Origin of the sequence: Anderseniella sp. Alg231-50, assembly GCF_900149695.1 — a bacterium.
Lineage (GTDB): Bacteria > Pseudomonadota > Alphaproteobacteria > Rhizobiales > Aestuariivirgaceae > Anderseniella.
In genome coordinates this window covers 368,108-382,164 of the sequence record NZ_LT703005.1, presented here as the reverse complement: position 1 = coordinate 382,164, position 14,057 = coordinate 368,108, and the positions used below count along the sequence as shown (strand labels likewise).

Sequence of the window (14,057 nt, the reverse complement as noted above, 5' to 3'; positions counted from 1 at the left end):
CCATAGGTGAAGACTAATGGAGTGGCAGGGCGACGGTCTCATTCTGAACACCCGCAAGCACGGCGAGAATTCGGCCATCATAGACGTGCTGACCCGTGACAAGGGTCGCCATATGGGGCTGGTCCGCGGCGGCAGATCGCGCACCATGCGGCCAGTTCTGCAGGCGGGAAACCTGGTGAGCGTGGTTTGGCGGGCCCGGCTTGAGGACCATCTGGGCGCGTTCTCCGTCGATCCCCACCGCATGATCGTGGCCGGGATCATTGATGATGTTCACCGACTGGCCGGGCTAACGACAATCACGACACTGGCCAGCCTGCTGCCGGAGAGGGAACCCCATCCGCGCATTTACGATGCCTCCCTGCTGTTGATCGAGCATTTGCAGGATGATGCAATCTGGCCTGCCGTCCTGGTAAAATGGGAAATGGGATTGCTCGAGGAGCTGGGCTTCGGACTGGATCTTGGAAAATGCGCCGTCAGTGGCGAAACGGCCAGTCTCACGCATGTATCGCCGCGTACAGGCCGGGCGGTTTGCGCGCGTGAGGCAGAGCCGTGGAAAGACAAATTGCTGGATTTGCCGGCCTTTGTTACCGGGGCGTCGTCTGAGGCGTCAAATGCAGAAATAGTGCAGGGGTTGAAACTGACCGGGCATTTTCTGGCCCGGCACATATTTGAACCCCGCGGTGTTTCGGCCCCGGAACAGCGACGGCGTATTCTGCGCTGGCTGGATCAGGCCGAATGAGGACCGAAACAGGGTTGCAGGCACATCTTGGCACAGCGCGGCCATCGACTGGTTGACAGCGCAATTCGTCCCATTGCCGAAAGCCTGTCAGGTGCTACAACGACCTGAATGATATGTATCTACGGGAGTTAGAACCAATGCTCGGACGTTTGAACCATGTTGCCATTGCCGTGCCTGATCTTGAGGCCGGATGCCAGGTCTACAAGACCATGCTCGGTGCCAGGGTTTCTGAACCGCAGGCTGAACCTGATCATGGCGTGACGGTGGTTTTTGTCGAGCTTCCCAACACCAAAATTGAGTTGTTGGAACCTCTGGGAGAAAATTCACCGATACAGGCGTTTCTGGACAAGAGCCCGTCGGGCGGCATCCATCACGTGTGTTATGAAGTGGAAGACATCATTTCAGCGCGTGACCATTTGAAAGCCGAAGGCGCGCGCGTGCTCGGCGACGGTGAACCGAAGACGGGCGCACATGGCAAACCGGTGCTGTTTCTGCATCCGAAGGATTTTTGCGGCACGCTGGTCGAGTTGGAGCAGGCCTGATGATCGTTGATTTCTTCACCGGGTTCGCTGTGTATTTCATCATCTGGTGGCTGGTGCTGTTTACCGTACTGCCTTTCGGCGTGAGGTCTGCGCATGAAGAAGGAGTGGCGGTCGAAGAGGGCCACGAGCCGGCTGCGCCGTTGCGGCCGCGTCTGTTCAACAAGTTCGTGCTGACATCCGTCATCGCCTTGTTTGTCTACGGTTTTTATTACTGGCTGGTCTATTACAGCGGCATTACGCTGGACGATTTCCCGTTCATGCCGGATCTGCCCAAGGTATAGGGGCCGAAAGGTGCGGCTTCAGCACTGGATCCAAACAAAAAAAGACAGGGTGCTACCCTGTCTTCCATGCAAATTACGCTTGCTTGGCATTACCTCGCCCGTAAACGGGCGTTTCCTCCCCAGACCTGGGCCCGGCGGTTGCATTGTTTGCAACTCTGAGTAGGGAAATGACACAAAGTTTTGAACTTGTCCAGTCACTTTGTCGCACCTTTGAAAAAAGTGAATGCCGGTATCGGCGAGCAGGTGGGACTTGTTCTTTGTAAAATCTCGATTCATGCACTAGATCAGGGTGCGTCCTGGTTGTTACAACCAAGACGCATAAACCTGATCGCTTCCAAAGTGCTACAGCAACTTTATGGGTTCACAGGAACCGATGTTGCTATATGAACAGCAATTCTTTGCGCAGGTTCTCGCCTGTGTAGGTTTATTGTTTTCAGGGCATTCAGATGAGACTTAGCAAGTATTTCCTTCCCATCCTTCGTGACGATCCCAAGGAAGCCGAGATTGTTTCCCATCGCCTCATGCTGCGTGCCGGCATGATCCGGCAGGAGAGCGCCGGGATCTACTCCTGGCTGCCGCTGGGCTACAAGGTGCTGCGCAACATCGAACGCATTGTGCGCGAAGAGCAGAACCGGGCCGGGGCCATTGAAGTTCTGATGCCGACAATCCAGTCGGCTGATCTGTGGCGCAAGTCCGGGCGCTATGACGACTATGGCAAGGAAATGCTGCGCATTACGGACCGGCATGACCGGGACATGCTGTTTGGCCCCACCAACGAAGAGATGATCACCGACATTTTTCGCGCCGGCGTACAGTCCTACAAGGATGTGCCGCGCAATCTCTACCATATCCAGTGGAAGTTCCGTGACGAGGTGCGTCCGCGGTTTGGCATCATGCGCGGCCGTGAATTCCTTATGAAAGACGCCTATTCATTTGATTTGTCCGCGGAAGCGGGCCGTCACTCCTACAACAAGATGTTCGTGTCATATCTGCGCACATTTGCCCGCATGGGTTTGAAGGCCATTCCGATGCGTGCTGAAACAGGTCCGATAGGCGGCGACATGAGCCATGAGTTTCTCATCCTGGCTGACACTGGTGAGTCAGAAGTGTTCTTTGACAGCGCGTTTCATGATTTCGACTGGTCAGCCTTCGACATCGATTACGACAATGTCGATGCGGTTGCCGACGTGGTGCAGGAGTTCACCTCGAAATATGCGGCGACCGATGAGATGCATGATGTCGCGGCGTATGAAGAATTGCCCGAAGCCAGACGGATCACCGGCCGTGGCATCGAAGTTGGCCACATTTTCTTCTTTGGCGACAAGTATGCCGAGCCGCTTGGTTGCCAGGTACAGGGACCGGACGGCAAACCGGTGACAATTCAGTCCGGTTCATATGGCGTGGGCGTATCGCGCCTGGTCGGCGGCATCATCGAGGCAAGCCATGATGACAACGGTATCATCTGGCCGGAAGCTGTCGCGCCGTTCCGCATCGGGCTGATCAACCTGAAGGCCGGTGACGCGGATACCGATGCAGCGTGCGACAAGCTTTACAACCTGTTTGAATCCCAGGGAAATGAAGTCCTGTATGATGACACGGACAATCGCGCCGGGGGCAAATTTGCTTCCATGGACCTGATCGGCGTTCCCTGGCAGGTCATCATTGGTCCGCGTGGCCTCAAGCAGGGCAATGCCGAATTGAAGAATCGCGCTACTGGTGAGCGTGAAGACATTTCCATTGATGCGCTTGCCACACGCTTTGCCAATTAATTGACGGGTTTCTAACCAACAAGATGGATTGACTTATGGCTCAAACCGACACCGCGCCGTTCTCCGCTCATGAGCGTATGATCGCTTTCCGCTATTTGCGGGCGCGTCGTAAGGAAGGGTTCATCTCGGTAATCGCCGGGTTTTCGTTCCTCGGAATTCTGCTGGGCGTGGCAACGCTGATCATTGTCATGGCAGTGATGAACGGGTTCCGCACCGAGCTTTTGAACAAGGTGCTGGGATTCAACGGCCATTCGATGGTGTATTCGTCCACCGGCGCGCCGATCCCCGATTTCAGGGCAAGAGCAGCAATTCTCGCCAATACGGATGGTGTGGTCCGTGCCATGCCGTTCGTTGAAGGCCAGGCCATGGCATCGTCCAGGCGCACATCGACCGGGGTCCTGGTGCGCGGTCTGGAACTGGAAAACCTGGTCAAGCTGTCCAGTGTCGTGAACGACAAGCTGCGCGGGTCGCTGGACAAGTTTGATGGACGCAATGGTGTTGCAGTCGGCTATCGGCTGGCCTGGAAGCATGGCCTGACGGTCGGTGACCAGATCACCCTGGTGTCGCCTGAGGGACCGACCACGATTTTCGGCTCGGCGCCGCGCATCAGGTCGTTCCCGATTGTCGCTACGTTTGAAATCGGCATGTCGGAGTACGATGGCTCCGTCATCTACATGCCGATGAGCGAGGCGCAGGACTTTTTCGCCCAGGAAGATGGCGCAAGCGCCATCGAGGTTATGGTGGAAGATCCTGACAAGATCGATGAGCTGATACCCGCCATGAAGAAAAGCGCCGGCGAGGACCTGCAGTTCGTGACCTGGAAGACCTCCAACAAGACGTTCTTCAATGCGCTGCAGGTGGAACGCAATGTGATGTTCGTGATCTTGACGCTGATTATCCTGGTGGCCGCGCTGAACATCATTTCCGGCCTGATCATGCTGGTGAAAGACAAGGGCAAGGATATTGCGATCCTGCGCACCATGGGTGCGACACGTGGGTCCATTCAGCGGATTTTCTTCATGACCGGGGCGGCAATCGGTATTGCCGGTACCATGGCCGGAATACTCGTCGGGGTCGCGATCTGCCTGAACATAGAAAACATCAGGCAGGGATTGTCCTGGCTGTCGGGAACGCAACTGTTCCCGCCCGAGCTTTATTACCTGTCTCGCATGCCGGCGGAGATGAATGTCAATGAGACCATCATGATTGCCCTGATGGCGATGGGACTTGCCTTCCTGGCGACCATCTATCCGGCCCGGCGTGCAGCAAAACTCGATCCGGTAGAGGCGCTTCGCTATGAATAACCTGGCACAAGGTGGCGCAACACCGGCCTTGCGGCTCGAGGCCATTGCGCGGACATACACACAGGGCCCGCGCACCATCGATATCTTCAAGGACCTGTCGCTGGATGTGTATCCGGGCGAGGTGGTGGCACTTGTCGGCGAGTCCGGTACCGGCAAGTCATCTCTTTTGCATATTGCAGGCCTGCTGGAGAAACCGACCGGTGGCGATGTTTATGTTGCAGGCGAAAACTGCACCCGTCTCGAAGACGGCGCGGCAACCCGCGTGCGGCGTCTGGGCATCGGGTTTGTCTATCAGTTCCACCATCTGCTGCCCGAATTCAACGCCATCGAAAATGTGATCATGCCACAACTGATAGCCGGCAAATCACGCGAGGAAGCGCATGCCCGAGCCACGGAGCTTTTGACCAAGCTCGGTCTGAGCAGCCGGGTAACGCACAGGCCGGCCGAGCTGTCCGGCGGCGAGCAACAACGTGTTGCAATTGCACGTGCGCTCGCCAACCAGCCGCTGCTATTGCTTGCCGACGAGCCGACAGGTAACCTCGATCCGGAGACAGCAGGGCGGGTGCATGCGGAGTTTCTCTCCCTGATACAGGAGGAGGGCCTGGCGGCACTCATTGCAACCCACAACATTGAACTGGCGCACCAGATGCACCGGGTTGTTCAATTGCAGGGGGGGCAGTTAGCGGAGATTACCCGATGAAGGCAGTTTTTCATCACAATCAGCTTGCGCATTTTCCAACACGATATCTGCAGCGCGGGCATATTGTCGATTTTCCCGAACAGCCTGAACGGGCCAAACGCCTGCTCAAAGGGGTCCGCGCTGCCGGTTGCAGCATGCACGCAGCCCGTGCGCACGGTGATGCGCATATCCTGTCGGTGCACACCGGCCGTTACCTGAAGTTTCTGGCCAATGCCTACCGCCGCTGGAACCGCCCCAAGGGCAAGGCATTTGAAGAAGTCATGGCCAGCATCCGCCCGGTTGAAAAACCGGCACGCTATCCAAGCGATATCCTGGGACAGGCGGGCTGGCATCAGCAGGATTTCTCCTGTCCGATAACCGAACAGACCTGGACGTCGATTCGCGCATCGGCCGATACTGCGCTGTCGGCCGCCGAACTGCTTATCGAAGGTGAAAATTCGGCCTATGCGCTGTGTCGCCCGCCGGGACATCACGCCTATGCCGACCGGGCCGGCGGGTTCTGTTATCTGAACAACACCGCAATTGCGGCACAATTCATGCGCAAGAAATGGGACCGGGTCGCCATACTGGACATCGACGTGCATCACGGCAATGGAACCCAGGGCATCTTCTATGACCGGGCCGATGTGCTGACCGTTTCCATCCACGCCGATCCGCGCAAATACTACCCGTTTTACTATGGCTATGAGAGCCAGCGCGGCAAAGGCCCTGGCACAGGCTACAATATCAATATTCCCGTTCCGGTAAAATCCGACGATGAGGTCTGGATGGGTGCGCTTGAACTGGCGCTCAGTGAAATCAGTGATGCGGCTCCCGGAGCGCTGGTTGTCGCGCTCGGCCTTGATGCGCATGAGGCGGATCCGCTAAACGGTGGCGCCGTGACAACCCCGGGATTTGCCCGGATGGCCAGTGCGATTGCGAAACTCAGCCTGCCGACCCTGATTGTGCAGGAGGGTGGTTACCTGACCGACGACCTGGAGAACAACCTTGCCAGTTTCCTGAAAGGTTTCGGTGGGTAGAGCTGCCATACCGGTGTAATTCCCCGGCGCGGCGGACTAAACTTCATCCATCATGACTGATTCATCTCCTGCCAGCTTTATTCATCTCAGAACCCATTCGGCTTACTCCCTGTCGGAAGGCGCGCTGAAGATCAAGGCCCTGGGCAAACTTGCTGCCGAGCAAGCCATGCCGGCCCTGGCCATTACCGATACAGGCAACCTTTTTGGCGCGCTGGAATTTGCCGAAGCAATGGCGGGATCAGGCATTCAGCCGATTATCGGCTGCACTTTGCTGGTTGACTGTGAGGACGGCCCTGAAGGTCCTGCTCATTCGAAGAACGCGATTGATCTGTCGCGGATGGTCCTGCTGGCCAAGGATGAGGCCGGGTATCGCAATCTCCTGAAACTGTCGAGCAGGGCTTATCTGGACGCACCGGAAACTGAGCTGCCGCATGTGCCACTGGCAGTGGTCGAAGAGTTCAGTGACGGGCTGATCTGCATGACCGGCGGTCCGGGTGGCCTGATCAACAAGCCGCTGGCGGAAAACCGGCGTCCCGTAGCCGAGGCCCGTGCCGGACGTTTGAAGCAGGTGTTCGGCGACCGGCTCTACGTGGAACTTCAACGTCATGGCATGGACGAGGAGCGTGCAGCCGAAGCTGGTCTCATAGACCTTGCTTACGCGCTTGAAATCCCGCTGGTGGCGAGCAACGAACCCTACTTTGCCGAGGCCGATGATTTTGCCGCCCACGATGCGCTGATCTGTATTGCGGAAGGCGAGGTGGTTGCCAACGAAAACCGCCGCCAGCTGACGCCTGAGCACTACTTCAAGTCGCAAGGTGAAATGGTGGCGCTGTTTGCCGACCTGCCTGAGGCGATTGAAAACACCTTGGAGATAGCGCGGCGCTGTTCCTGGTACCCGCATTCGATCGATCCGATCCTGCCCAAGTTCACGTCCGGCGAAGACAGCCGGGATGAAGCTGAGGAATTACGTGCCCAGTCCCGTGACGGCCTGGCTGACCGTCTCGACGCATTGGGACTGGCGGACGGATACACGCGGGAAGATTACGAAAAGCGGCTGGAATACGAGCTGGGTGTTATCACCGGCATGGACTTCCCCGGTTACTTCCTGATCGTTGCCGATTTCATCAAATGGGCAAAGGTGCAGGGAATTCCGGTAGGGCCGGGCCGCGGTTCCGGCGCGGGTTCGGTGGTTGCGTGGGCCTTGACCATTACCGACCTTGATCCGTTGCGCTTCAACCTGGTGTTTGAGCGGTTCCTGAATCCGGAGCGTGTGTCGATGCCGGATTTCGATATCGATTTTTGCCAGGATCGTCGCGACGAGGTGATCGCTTATGTGCAGAACAAGTATGGCGAGGGCCAGGTTGCCCAGATCATCACGTTCGGAAAGCTGCAGGCGCGCGCCGTGTGCCGCGATGTGGGCCGTGTCCTGCAAATGCCCTATGGCCAGGTGGACCGGCTGTGCAAGCTCATTCCCAACAATCCAGCCAATCCGGTAACCCTGCAGGAAGCGATTGACGTCGAACCGCGCCTGGAGGAAGAGCGCCGTCAGGATGAGACCACGGCGACCATGCTGGAGATCGCGCTCAAGCTGGAAGGATTGTATCGCCACGCATCAACCCACGCCGCCGGTGTCGTGATCGGCGATCGCCCGCTTGAGGAACTGGTGCCGCTTTACCGCGATCCCCGCTCGCCCATGCCGGTGACGCAGTTCAATATGAAGCTGGTGGAAAAGGCAGGCCTGGTGAAGTTTGACTTTCTGGGGCTGAAGACACTGACCGTGCTTGAAAAGGGCGTCAAGCTGTTGGCCCAGCGCGGGATTGAAATGGACTTCGCGGCCTTGCCGCTGGACGACACCGCGACCTACGATATGCTGAAGCGGGCTGAGACGGTTGGTGTGTTCCAGCTTGAAAGTTCCGGCATGCGTGACCTGATCCGCAAGGCGGAACCGGGCAATATCGAGGACATCATCGCTCTGGTGGCGTTGTATCGCCCAGGTCCGATGGAGAACATTCCCAAATATGTCGCCTCGAAGAAAGGCGAGGAAGCGCCTGAATTTCTTCACGAAAAACTGACCCATGTGGTCGAGGACACCTACGGTATCATCATCTACCAGGAACAGGTGCTGCAGATTGCCCAGGTTCTGGCCGGGTACTCGCTGGGCGAGGCTGACCTGTTGCGCCGCGCCATGGGCAAGAAAATCCAGGCCGAGATGGATGCGCAAAAGGCGCGTTTTGTCTCCGGCTCTGTTGAAAACGGCGTTGATCAGGGCCAGGCGGAACAGATTTTCGAACTGGTGAACAAATTTGCCGGCTACGGTTTCAACAAGGCGCACTCTGCCGCCTACGGTGTGGTCGCCTATCAGACGGCGTGGCTGAAAGCCAATCATCCGGTTGAATTCCTGGCCGCCTCGATGTCACTGGACAGCGGCAACACGGACAAGCTTTTGGTATTCAAGCGCGAGGCTGACCGCATGAAAGTGGTCATCAACCCGCCGAGCATCAACAAGTCAGGCATCGACTTCACGGTTGAGGACGGCGCCATCCAGTATTCACTGGCAGCACTGAAAAATGTCGGCGAGCAGGCGGTTGAGCATATTATTGCTGTGCGGGAAGAGGGCGGTCCGTTCAAGTCTCTCGGTGATTTTGCCCGGCGCATCGATCCACGCATGATGAACAAGCGGGCACTGGAATCGATTTCCAGGTCCGGTGGATTTGACGAGTTGAACCCCAATCGGGCGCAGGTGGTCAGGGGTGTGGAAGCAATCCTCGCAATGGCAAACCGCACTTCGACCGAAGCCGAGATCGGGCAGAACGACTTCTTTGGCGGTGGCGGCGATCACGGCGCTGAAGAACTGCCGTTGCAGGCGGTTGAACCATGGTTGCCGATGGATCAGCTGGCAGAGGAATTCGAGGCGGTCGGGTTCTACCTGTCGGGCCATCCGCTGGATGAGTATCTTTCGATCCTGCCAAAGCTTGGCGCTGACAGCTGGGAAGGTTTTCGCGTCAAGGCATTGCGTGGTGCCTCTGCCGCGCGTCTTACCGGCACTGTGACCTACAAGCAGGAGCGCCGGGCGAAGTCCGGCAACAAGTTCGCGTTCATCGGGTTTTCCGATCCTACCGGCCAGTATGAATGTGTTTGTTTCTCTGAAACCCTGAATGCCTGCCGTGACCTGCTGGAAGCCGGCAAGCCCCTGATGGTCCGCGTCGAGGCGGATGTTGAAGGCGAAGATGTCAAACTGCGGCTGCAGGGCGTTGACCTCTTGGATGAAAGAGCCGACCGGGTTGAACAGGGGCTGGAAATTTTCCTGGACGACACCAAGCCACTGACGCTGGTTCAGTCAAGATTGACCAATGGCGGCAACTCGTCGGTGGTTCTGAACCTGAAATTGCCGGATGAACTGGAAGTCCGCTTCCGGCTGGGGGAAAAGTTTACCGTGAACCCGAAAATCAAGGCGGCGATAAAAGCCGTTCCGGGTGTTGTGGAAGTACGGGATTTGTGACCGCTGAAACTTGGATCTGGAGCGCCTGAAGCATGGATGAGCTGATCTGGATTGCATTTGTGGTAATTGGCATCTTCGCCATACCGATCATCCTGGCCGTTGTTGCCATGAACAAGGCCGAAAGAGTATCGCGCGAGTTGTTCAAACTGCGCAATGAAGTCAACCTGTTGCGCACGACGGGGGTTCAGCCGACCGTGCAGGATACGTCCACTGTCGTGGCTGACACTGTGCCCGTGGAAGAACCGGAGACGGTTGCAGCGCCGGAAGAGGACTTTGCCGCCGCCACCACAATGGCTGCCGGCAACACGAATGAAAGCGAGCAGACCACTGCTGAGCCGGTGGCGAAAGCCGCGCGATCCAGCCTGGAAGAAAACCTCGCAGGTACATGGTTTATCTGGATCGGCGCCGTGGCCATCGGCCTGGCCGGTCTGTTCCTGGTCAAGTACATGTCCGACGCCGGACTGCTTGGCCCGGGTATCCGCATCGTCCTGGGGCTGGTGTGCGGGGTTGGGCTGGCAGTTGCCGGTGAATGGCTCCGACGCAAGCCGTCGCAACAACGGTTTGCGGCCCTGAAGCCGGATTATGTTCCGCAGGCACTGACCGCAGGCGGTCTGGCTACGGTTTTTGCCAGCATATATGCAGCCAATGCGCTTTACGGGTTCATCGGGCCTACATTTACATTCGTCGGGCTGGCCGGTACTGCTCTTGTTGCATTTGCATTGTCGGTGGTGCAGGGGCCGCTGGTGGCAATTGTCGGTTTGCTGGGCGGGTTTGTGCTGCCGGTTCTGATCGGTAGTGCGGATCCGTTTGCACCTGGATTGTTCGCCTATCTCGGACTGTTGTTTGCGGCAGTGTGCGCCGTCATGAGATGGCGGCCTGCCTTGTGGCTGGCCGTCTCGGCGACAGCTCTGGCAAGCTGCTGGGTGGTCCTGTGGGCAAACGCGTTTTTCGCAACAGGCGACGGCCTGACCCTTGGCCTGTTCTCCGTGCTGATCGGCACCGGGTTTGCGTTTGCAGGCGGGGCGGTGTCGCAAGATGATCAACCTGCCTTGTGGCACCCACCGATGTGGCCGAAGGACACGCTGCAGGTGGCCGCTGCGATCGCCGGAACAGTTGCCATGCTGTTGTTGCTGGTGGTGCTGATGCGCGACGGATACGGCAATGGCGCCCTGATTGCGTTGGGCCTGTTTGCGATAGCGGCGTGCGGTGCCGCCATGCGGGCGCAGCGCTTCGATTTCCTGGCGCTGGTTGCCGGCCTCGGCGTCCTGCTGGGGTTTGCCGAGTGGGGCGGCAGACTGCATGTCGAAGGCTGGATCGACGGCTGGCTGGTGCCCGGCCAGATTGCCTGGGGACCGGAACCGTCCGCAGAGGCTGGCGCCTACTTGCAATACAGCGCGGTGTTCGGCGCAGTTGCGCTGCTGGCGGGACATGCCTTGTTGTGGCGCTCGGTGCGGCCATGGGTATGGGCGACACTCGGCTCGGTGGTCCCGATCGGCCTGATGGTGGCGGCCTATGCAACCTTGCGCTCGCTGGAGCCCAGCCAGAAATGGGCCGTCGCAGCCCTTGGTCTTGCTGCCGTATTCGTCTTCCTGGGCTCGCGGCTGCGCAGTGTCGCGGCCGATGAGCCGCCGCGCCTGGCGCTGGGCATCTATGCCATGGCGGCGTGTGCCAGTATCGCCATGGCCCTGAGTTTCGTGTTGCGTGATGCCTGGCTGTCAGCCTCGCTGGCGGCGCTTCTGGCCGCAACCGGTTACATTTCGCGGTCCCTGAGCCTGCCGCAACTGCGCTGGCCTGCCATCGCAATTGCGCTTGTTGTGCTGGCGCGCCTCGGGCTTAACCTGCATGTGCTGGACTATTCAGACACCCATTGGCTGGGGCGTTACTGGGTGATCTACGGATACGGCCTGCCGCTGGTCATGTTCCACCTGGCCTGGCTGCAGTTTGGCAAGGATGAGACCCGGGACCTGTTGTCCAAGGTTCTCGAGGCAGGTCGAATTGCGCTCGTGACCATGTTCGTGTCTGCCCTGATCCGGGTCGTGGTTGCCGGTTCGCTGGGCAGCGAGCGGCTCGGTCTGCTGGAAGCCGGCCTGCACATCACAAGCTGGCTGGTGAGCGCGGCAGCATGCTGGCGGCGCTGGTCCATACGCGGTGGCTTTATCGACTTGTGGGCAGGGCGGATACTGACGGCACTGGCCTGTGGCCTTCTTGTTGCCGGACCGATTTTGGGCCTGAACCCGCTGTTTGACCGGCAAATGGTCGGCAACTGGCCGCTGGCCAACGCCCTGGCACCTGCCTATCTGCTGCCGGGTGTGTTGATCGCATTTATCGGATACGTGCTGAGAAACCATTCCACGCTGCCGCTGTGGCGCACCGTATGGCCACCGGCCAGCCTGGGACTTGTACTGGTGTGGCTGTCGATGGAGATACGGCGCTTCTTCCACGCGCCGGATGATCTGGATGCAACCTTCATGTCCACGCCGGAAAATTACAGCTACTCCGCCGTGTGGCTGCTGTTCGCGCTGGCTTTGCTGGCCGCCGGGATAGCGGCACGGGTTGCGCAATTGCGTTATGCATCGCTGGCGGTGCTGGTGCTTGTAGTGTTGAAGGTGTTCCTGGTCGACCTGTCAGACCTTGAAGGGTTGCTCAGGGTCGCATCATTCCTGGGACTGGGCCTGTGCCTGGTCGGCATCGGCTTCATCTATCAGCGCTTCGTCCATCAACCAGAAGATCAGACGGCTACTTGAAGCCTGCGGTCAGCAGGATGAACAGAAACATCAGGCCAACGCCGGCCACTGCCAGTTTCCATGCGTCCTGGCGGCGCTTGAGGCCGGGCAGGCCGAGCGGCTTGATAAACTGGATCAGGGCCAGCATGGCCATGAAGAGCGCGATGAGCTTTGTCATGCGCGCCACCATAGAGTGGCGTTCAGTGCACGCAAGGGCTTGCATCACAGCCGAATGCGCCCTATAAGCCGCCCGTTCGCCGGGAGATGGTCTTTCAGCGAATAATTCACACGTGTCAGAGCGGTCTGTCTCACGCGGGGTTCCCGCCACATAGAGGCAGTACCATCCGGTGCCGGTCAAGCGGTCACTTTCTGTCACGGAGGAACAACCGGAAAAGGAACATGGCACATGGCTTTGCCTGATTATTCTATGCGCCAGCTGCTTGAAGCTGGCGTCCACTTTGGACACCAAACACACCGCTGGAACCCCAAGATGGGTTCATATATTTACGGCGCACGTAACGGCATTCACGTTATGGACCTGTCGCAAACAGTGCCGCTGTTGCACCAGGCCCTGCTGGCCGTGCGCGACACGGTTGCAGGCGGAGGACGGCTGTTGTTCGTCGGCACCAAGCGCCAGGCGCAGGAACAGATTGCTGATGCGGCCCGGCGTTCTGCGCAGTACTTCATCAATTCCCGCTGGCTCGGCGGCACCATGACCAACTGGAAAACCATTTCCAATTCGATCAAGCGGCTGCGTGAACTGGAAGAACTGTTTGATGGCGGTGCGCAAGGCTTTACCAAGCGCGAGCAGCTGACGCTGACCCGTGAGCGGGACAAGCTGGAACTGGCCCTGGGCGGTATCAAGGACATGGGCGGTGTTCCCAATATCCTGTTCGTCATCGACACCAACAAGGAATCCATCGCCATCAAGGAAGCCAACCGTCTTGGTATTCCGGTGATCGCGGTCCTCGATTCCAACAGTGATCCTGCCGGTATTGATTTTCCGATTCCGGGCAATGACGACGCTGGCCGTGCCATCGCGCTGTATTGCGATCTGGTTGCCCGCGCTGCCATTGACGGTATTTCTGAAAGTGCTGCCGGTGCCGGTGTCGACCTCGGCGCGGCCGAAGAGCCTGCTGCTGAAATGGCCATTGCCGAGCCGGCACCCGCCGCTGAAGCAGCCCCTGCTGAAGCAGCCCCGGCCGAAGCTGCACCTGTTGCTGAGGCCGCACCCGCCGCTGAAGCGGTGCCTGCTGAAACCGCGCCCGCTGCGGGCGAGGCTGATGATCTGTCCCGGATTTCCGGTGTGGGTCCTGTTCTCAGCGGCAAGCTGGAAGAGCTCGGGTTCACAACCTTGTCACAGATTGCCGCTCTGACACCTGAACAGGTGGCGGACATTGACGAGAAGCTCAACTTCAAGGGCCGTATCGATCGTGAAGACTGGATCGGTCAGGCCAAGGGCCTGCTCGCGGGCTGAGTGT

At 58.6% G+C, this 14,057-nt stretch carries 11 protein-coding genes; 10 read left to right on the top strand and 1 reads right to left on the bottom strand.

Annotation, left to right across the window (positions count from 1 at the left end; translation table 11 throughout):
* The first annotated feature begins 16 nt into the window (after positions 1-16).
* From recO to DHN55_RS17945, 9 genes are all read left to right on the top strand, one after another.
* Positions 17-739: a DNA repair protein RecO gene (gene recO, locus DHN55_RS17985; RefSeq protein ID WP_108882908.1), complete on the top strand. Its 723-nt coding sequence runs from the start codon at positions 17-19 to the stop codon at positions 737-739.
* Between the two features lie 137 nt (positions 740-876).
* A complete protein-coding gene (mce, locus tag DHN55_RS17980) occupies positions 877-1,281 on the top strand; it encodes a methylmalonyl-CoA epimerase (RefSeq protein WP_108882907.1) in 405 nt (134 codons plus the stop codon).
* Positions 1,281-1,562 (top strand): DUF1467 family protein, encoded by a 282-nt coding sequence (locus DHN55_RS17975; RefSeq protein WP_108882906.1) that lies wholly within the window; start codon positions 1,281-1,283, stop codon positions 1,560-1,562. Before mce ends, DHN55_RS17975 begins: the two co-directional genes overlap by 1 nt.
* 446 nt (positions 1,563-2,008) lie before the next feature.
* Positions 2,009-3,331: a proline--tRNA ligase gene (gene proS, locus DHN55_RS17970; protein WP_108882905.1), complete on the top strand. Its 1,323-nt coding sequence runs from the start codon at positions 2,009-2,011 to the stop codon at positions 3,329-3,331.
* 35 nt (positions 3,332-3,366) lie between these two features.
* A complete protein-coding gene (locus DHN55_RS17965; RefSeq protein ID WP_108882904.1) occupies positions 3,367-4,635 on the top strand; it encodes a lipoprotein-releasing ABC transporter permease subunit in 1,269 nt (422 codons plus the stop codon).
* On the top strand, positions 4,628-5,335 hold the full coding sequence (locus DHN55_RS17960; protein WP_108882903.1) for an ATP-binding cassette domain-containing protein: 708 nt from the start codon (positions 4,628-4,630) through the stop codon (positions 5,333-5,335). Before DHN55_RS17965 ends, DHN55_RS17960 begins: the two co-directional genes overlap by 8 nt.
* Positions 5,332-6,354: a histone deacetylase family protein gene (locus DHN55_RS17955; RefSeq protein WP_108882902.1), complete on the top strand. Its 1,023-nt coding sequence runs from the start codon at positions 5,332-5,334 to the stop codon at positions 6,352-6,354. Before DHN55_RS17960 ends, DHN55_RS17955 begins: the two co-directional genes overlap by 4 nt.
* A gap of 52 nt (positions 6,355-6,406) precedes the next feature.
* Positions 6,407-9,853 carry a DNA polymerase III subunit alpha gene (gene dnaE / locus DHN55_RS17950; protein ID WP_108882901.1) on the top strand — a complete coding sequence of 1,149 codons (3,447 nt, stop codon included), beginning with the start codon at positions 6,407-6,409 and terminating at the stop codon, positions 9,851-9,853.
* A 32-nt stretch (positions 9,854-9,885) separates the two neighbouring features.
* Positions 9,886-12,597 carry a DUF2339 domain-containing protein gene (locus tag DHN55_RS17945; RefSeq protein ID WP_108882900.1) on the top strand — a complete coding sequence of 904 codons (2,712 nt, stop codon included), beginning with the start codon at positions 9,886-9,888 and terminating at the stop codon, positions 12,595-12,597.
* Here DHN55_RS17945 and DHN55_RS22460 read toward each other — a convergent pair.
* On the bottom strand, positions 12,590-12,754 hold the full coding sequence (locus DHN55_RS22460) for a hypothetical protein (RefSeq protein ID WP_337660482.1): 165 nt from the start codon (positions 12,752-12,754) through the stop codon (positions 12,590-12,592). The two genes, DHN55_RS17945 and DHN55_RS22460, sit on opposite strands and share 8 nt — an antisense overlap.
* A 228-nt stretch (positions 12,755-12,982) precedes the next feature.
* Here DHN55_RS22460 and rpsB point away from each other — a divergent pair, with 228 nt between their 5' ends.
* Positions 12,983-14,053 (top strand): 30S ribosomal protein S2, encoded by a 1,071-nt coding sequence (rpsB, locus tag DHN55_RS17940; RefSeq protein WP_108882899.1) that lies wholly within the window; start codon positions 12,983-12,985, stop codon positions 14,051-14,053.
* The last annotated feature ends 4 nt before the right edge of the window (positions 14,054-14,057 follow it).

Excerpts from the sequence above, each read along its gene's own strand:
- recO (WP_108882908.1), top strand. The coding sequence starts at position 17 with ATGGAGTGGCAGGGCGACGGTCTCATTCTGAACACCCGCAAGCACGGC.
- mce (WP_108882907.1), top strand. The coding sequence starts at position 877 with ATGCTCGGACGTTTGAACCATGTTGCCATTGCCGTGCCTGATCTTGAG.
- DHN55_RS17975 (WP_108882906.1), top strand. The coding sequence starts at position 1,281 with ATGATCGTTGATTTCTTCACCGGGTTCGCTGTGTATTTCATCATCTGG.
- proS (WP_108882905.1), top strand. The coding sequence starts at position 2,009 with ATGAGACTTAGCAAGTATTTCCTTCCCATCCTTCGTGACGATCCCAAG.
- DHN55_RS17965 (WP_108882904.1), top strand. The coding sequence starts at position 3,367 with ATGGCTCAAACCGACACCGCGCCGTTCTCCGCTCATGAGCGTATGATC.
- DHN55_RS17960 (WP_108882903.1), top strand. The coding sequence starts at position 4,628 with ATGAATAACCTGGCACAAGGTGGCGCAACACCGGCCTTGCGGCTCGAG.
- DHN55_RS17955 (WP_108882902.1), top strand. The coding sequence starts at position 5,332 with ATGAAGGCAGTTTTTCATCACAATCAGCTTGCGCATTTTCCAACACGA.
- dnaE (WP_108882901.1), top strand. The coding sequence starts at position 6,407 with ATGACTGATTCATCTCCTGCCAGCTTTATTCATCTCAGAACCCATTCG.
- DHN55_RS17945 (WP_108882900.1), top strand. The coding sequence starts at position 9,886 with ATGGATGAGCTGATCTGGATTGCATTTGTGGTAATTGGCATCTTCGCC.
- DHN55_RS22460 (WP_337660482.1), bottom strand. The coding sequence starts at position 12,754 with ATGACAAAGCTCATCGCGCTCTTCATGGCCATGCTGGCCCTGATCCAG.
- rpsB (WP_108882899.1), top strand. The coding sequence starts at position 12,983 with ATGGCTTTGCCTGATTATTCTATGCGCCAGCTGCTTGAAGCTGGCGTC.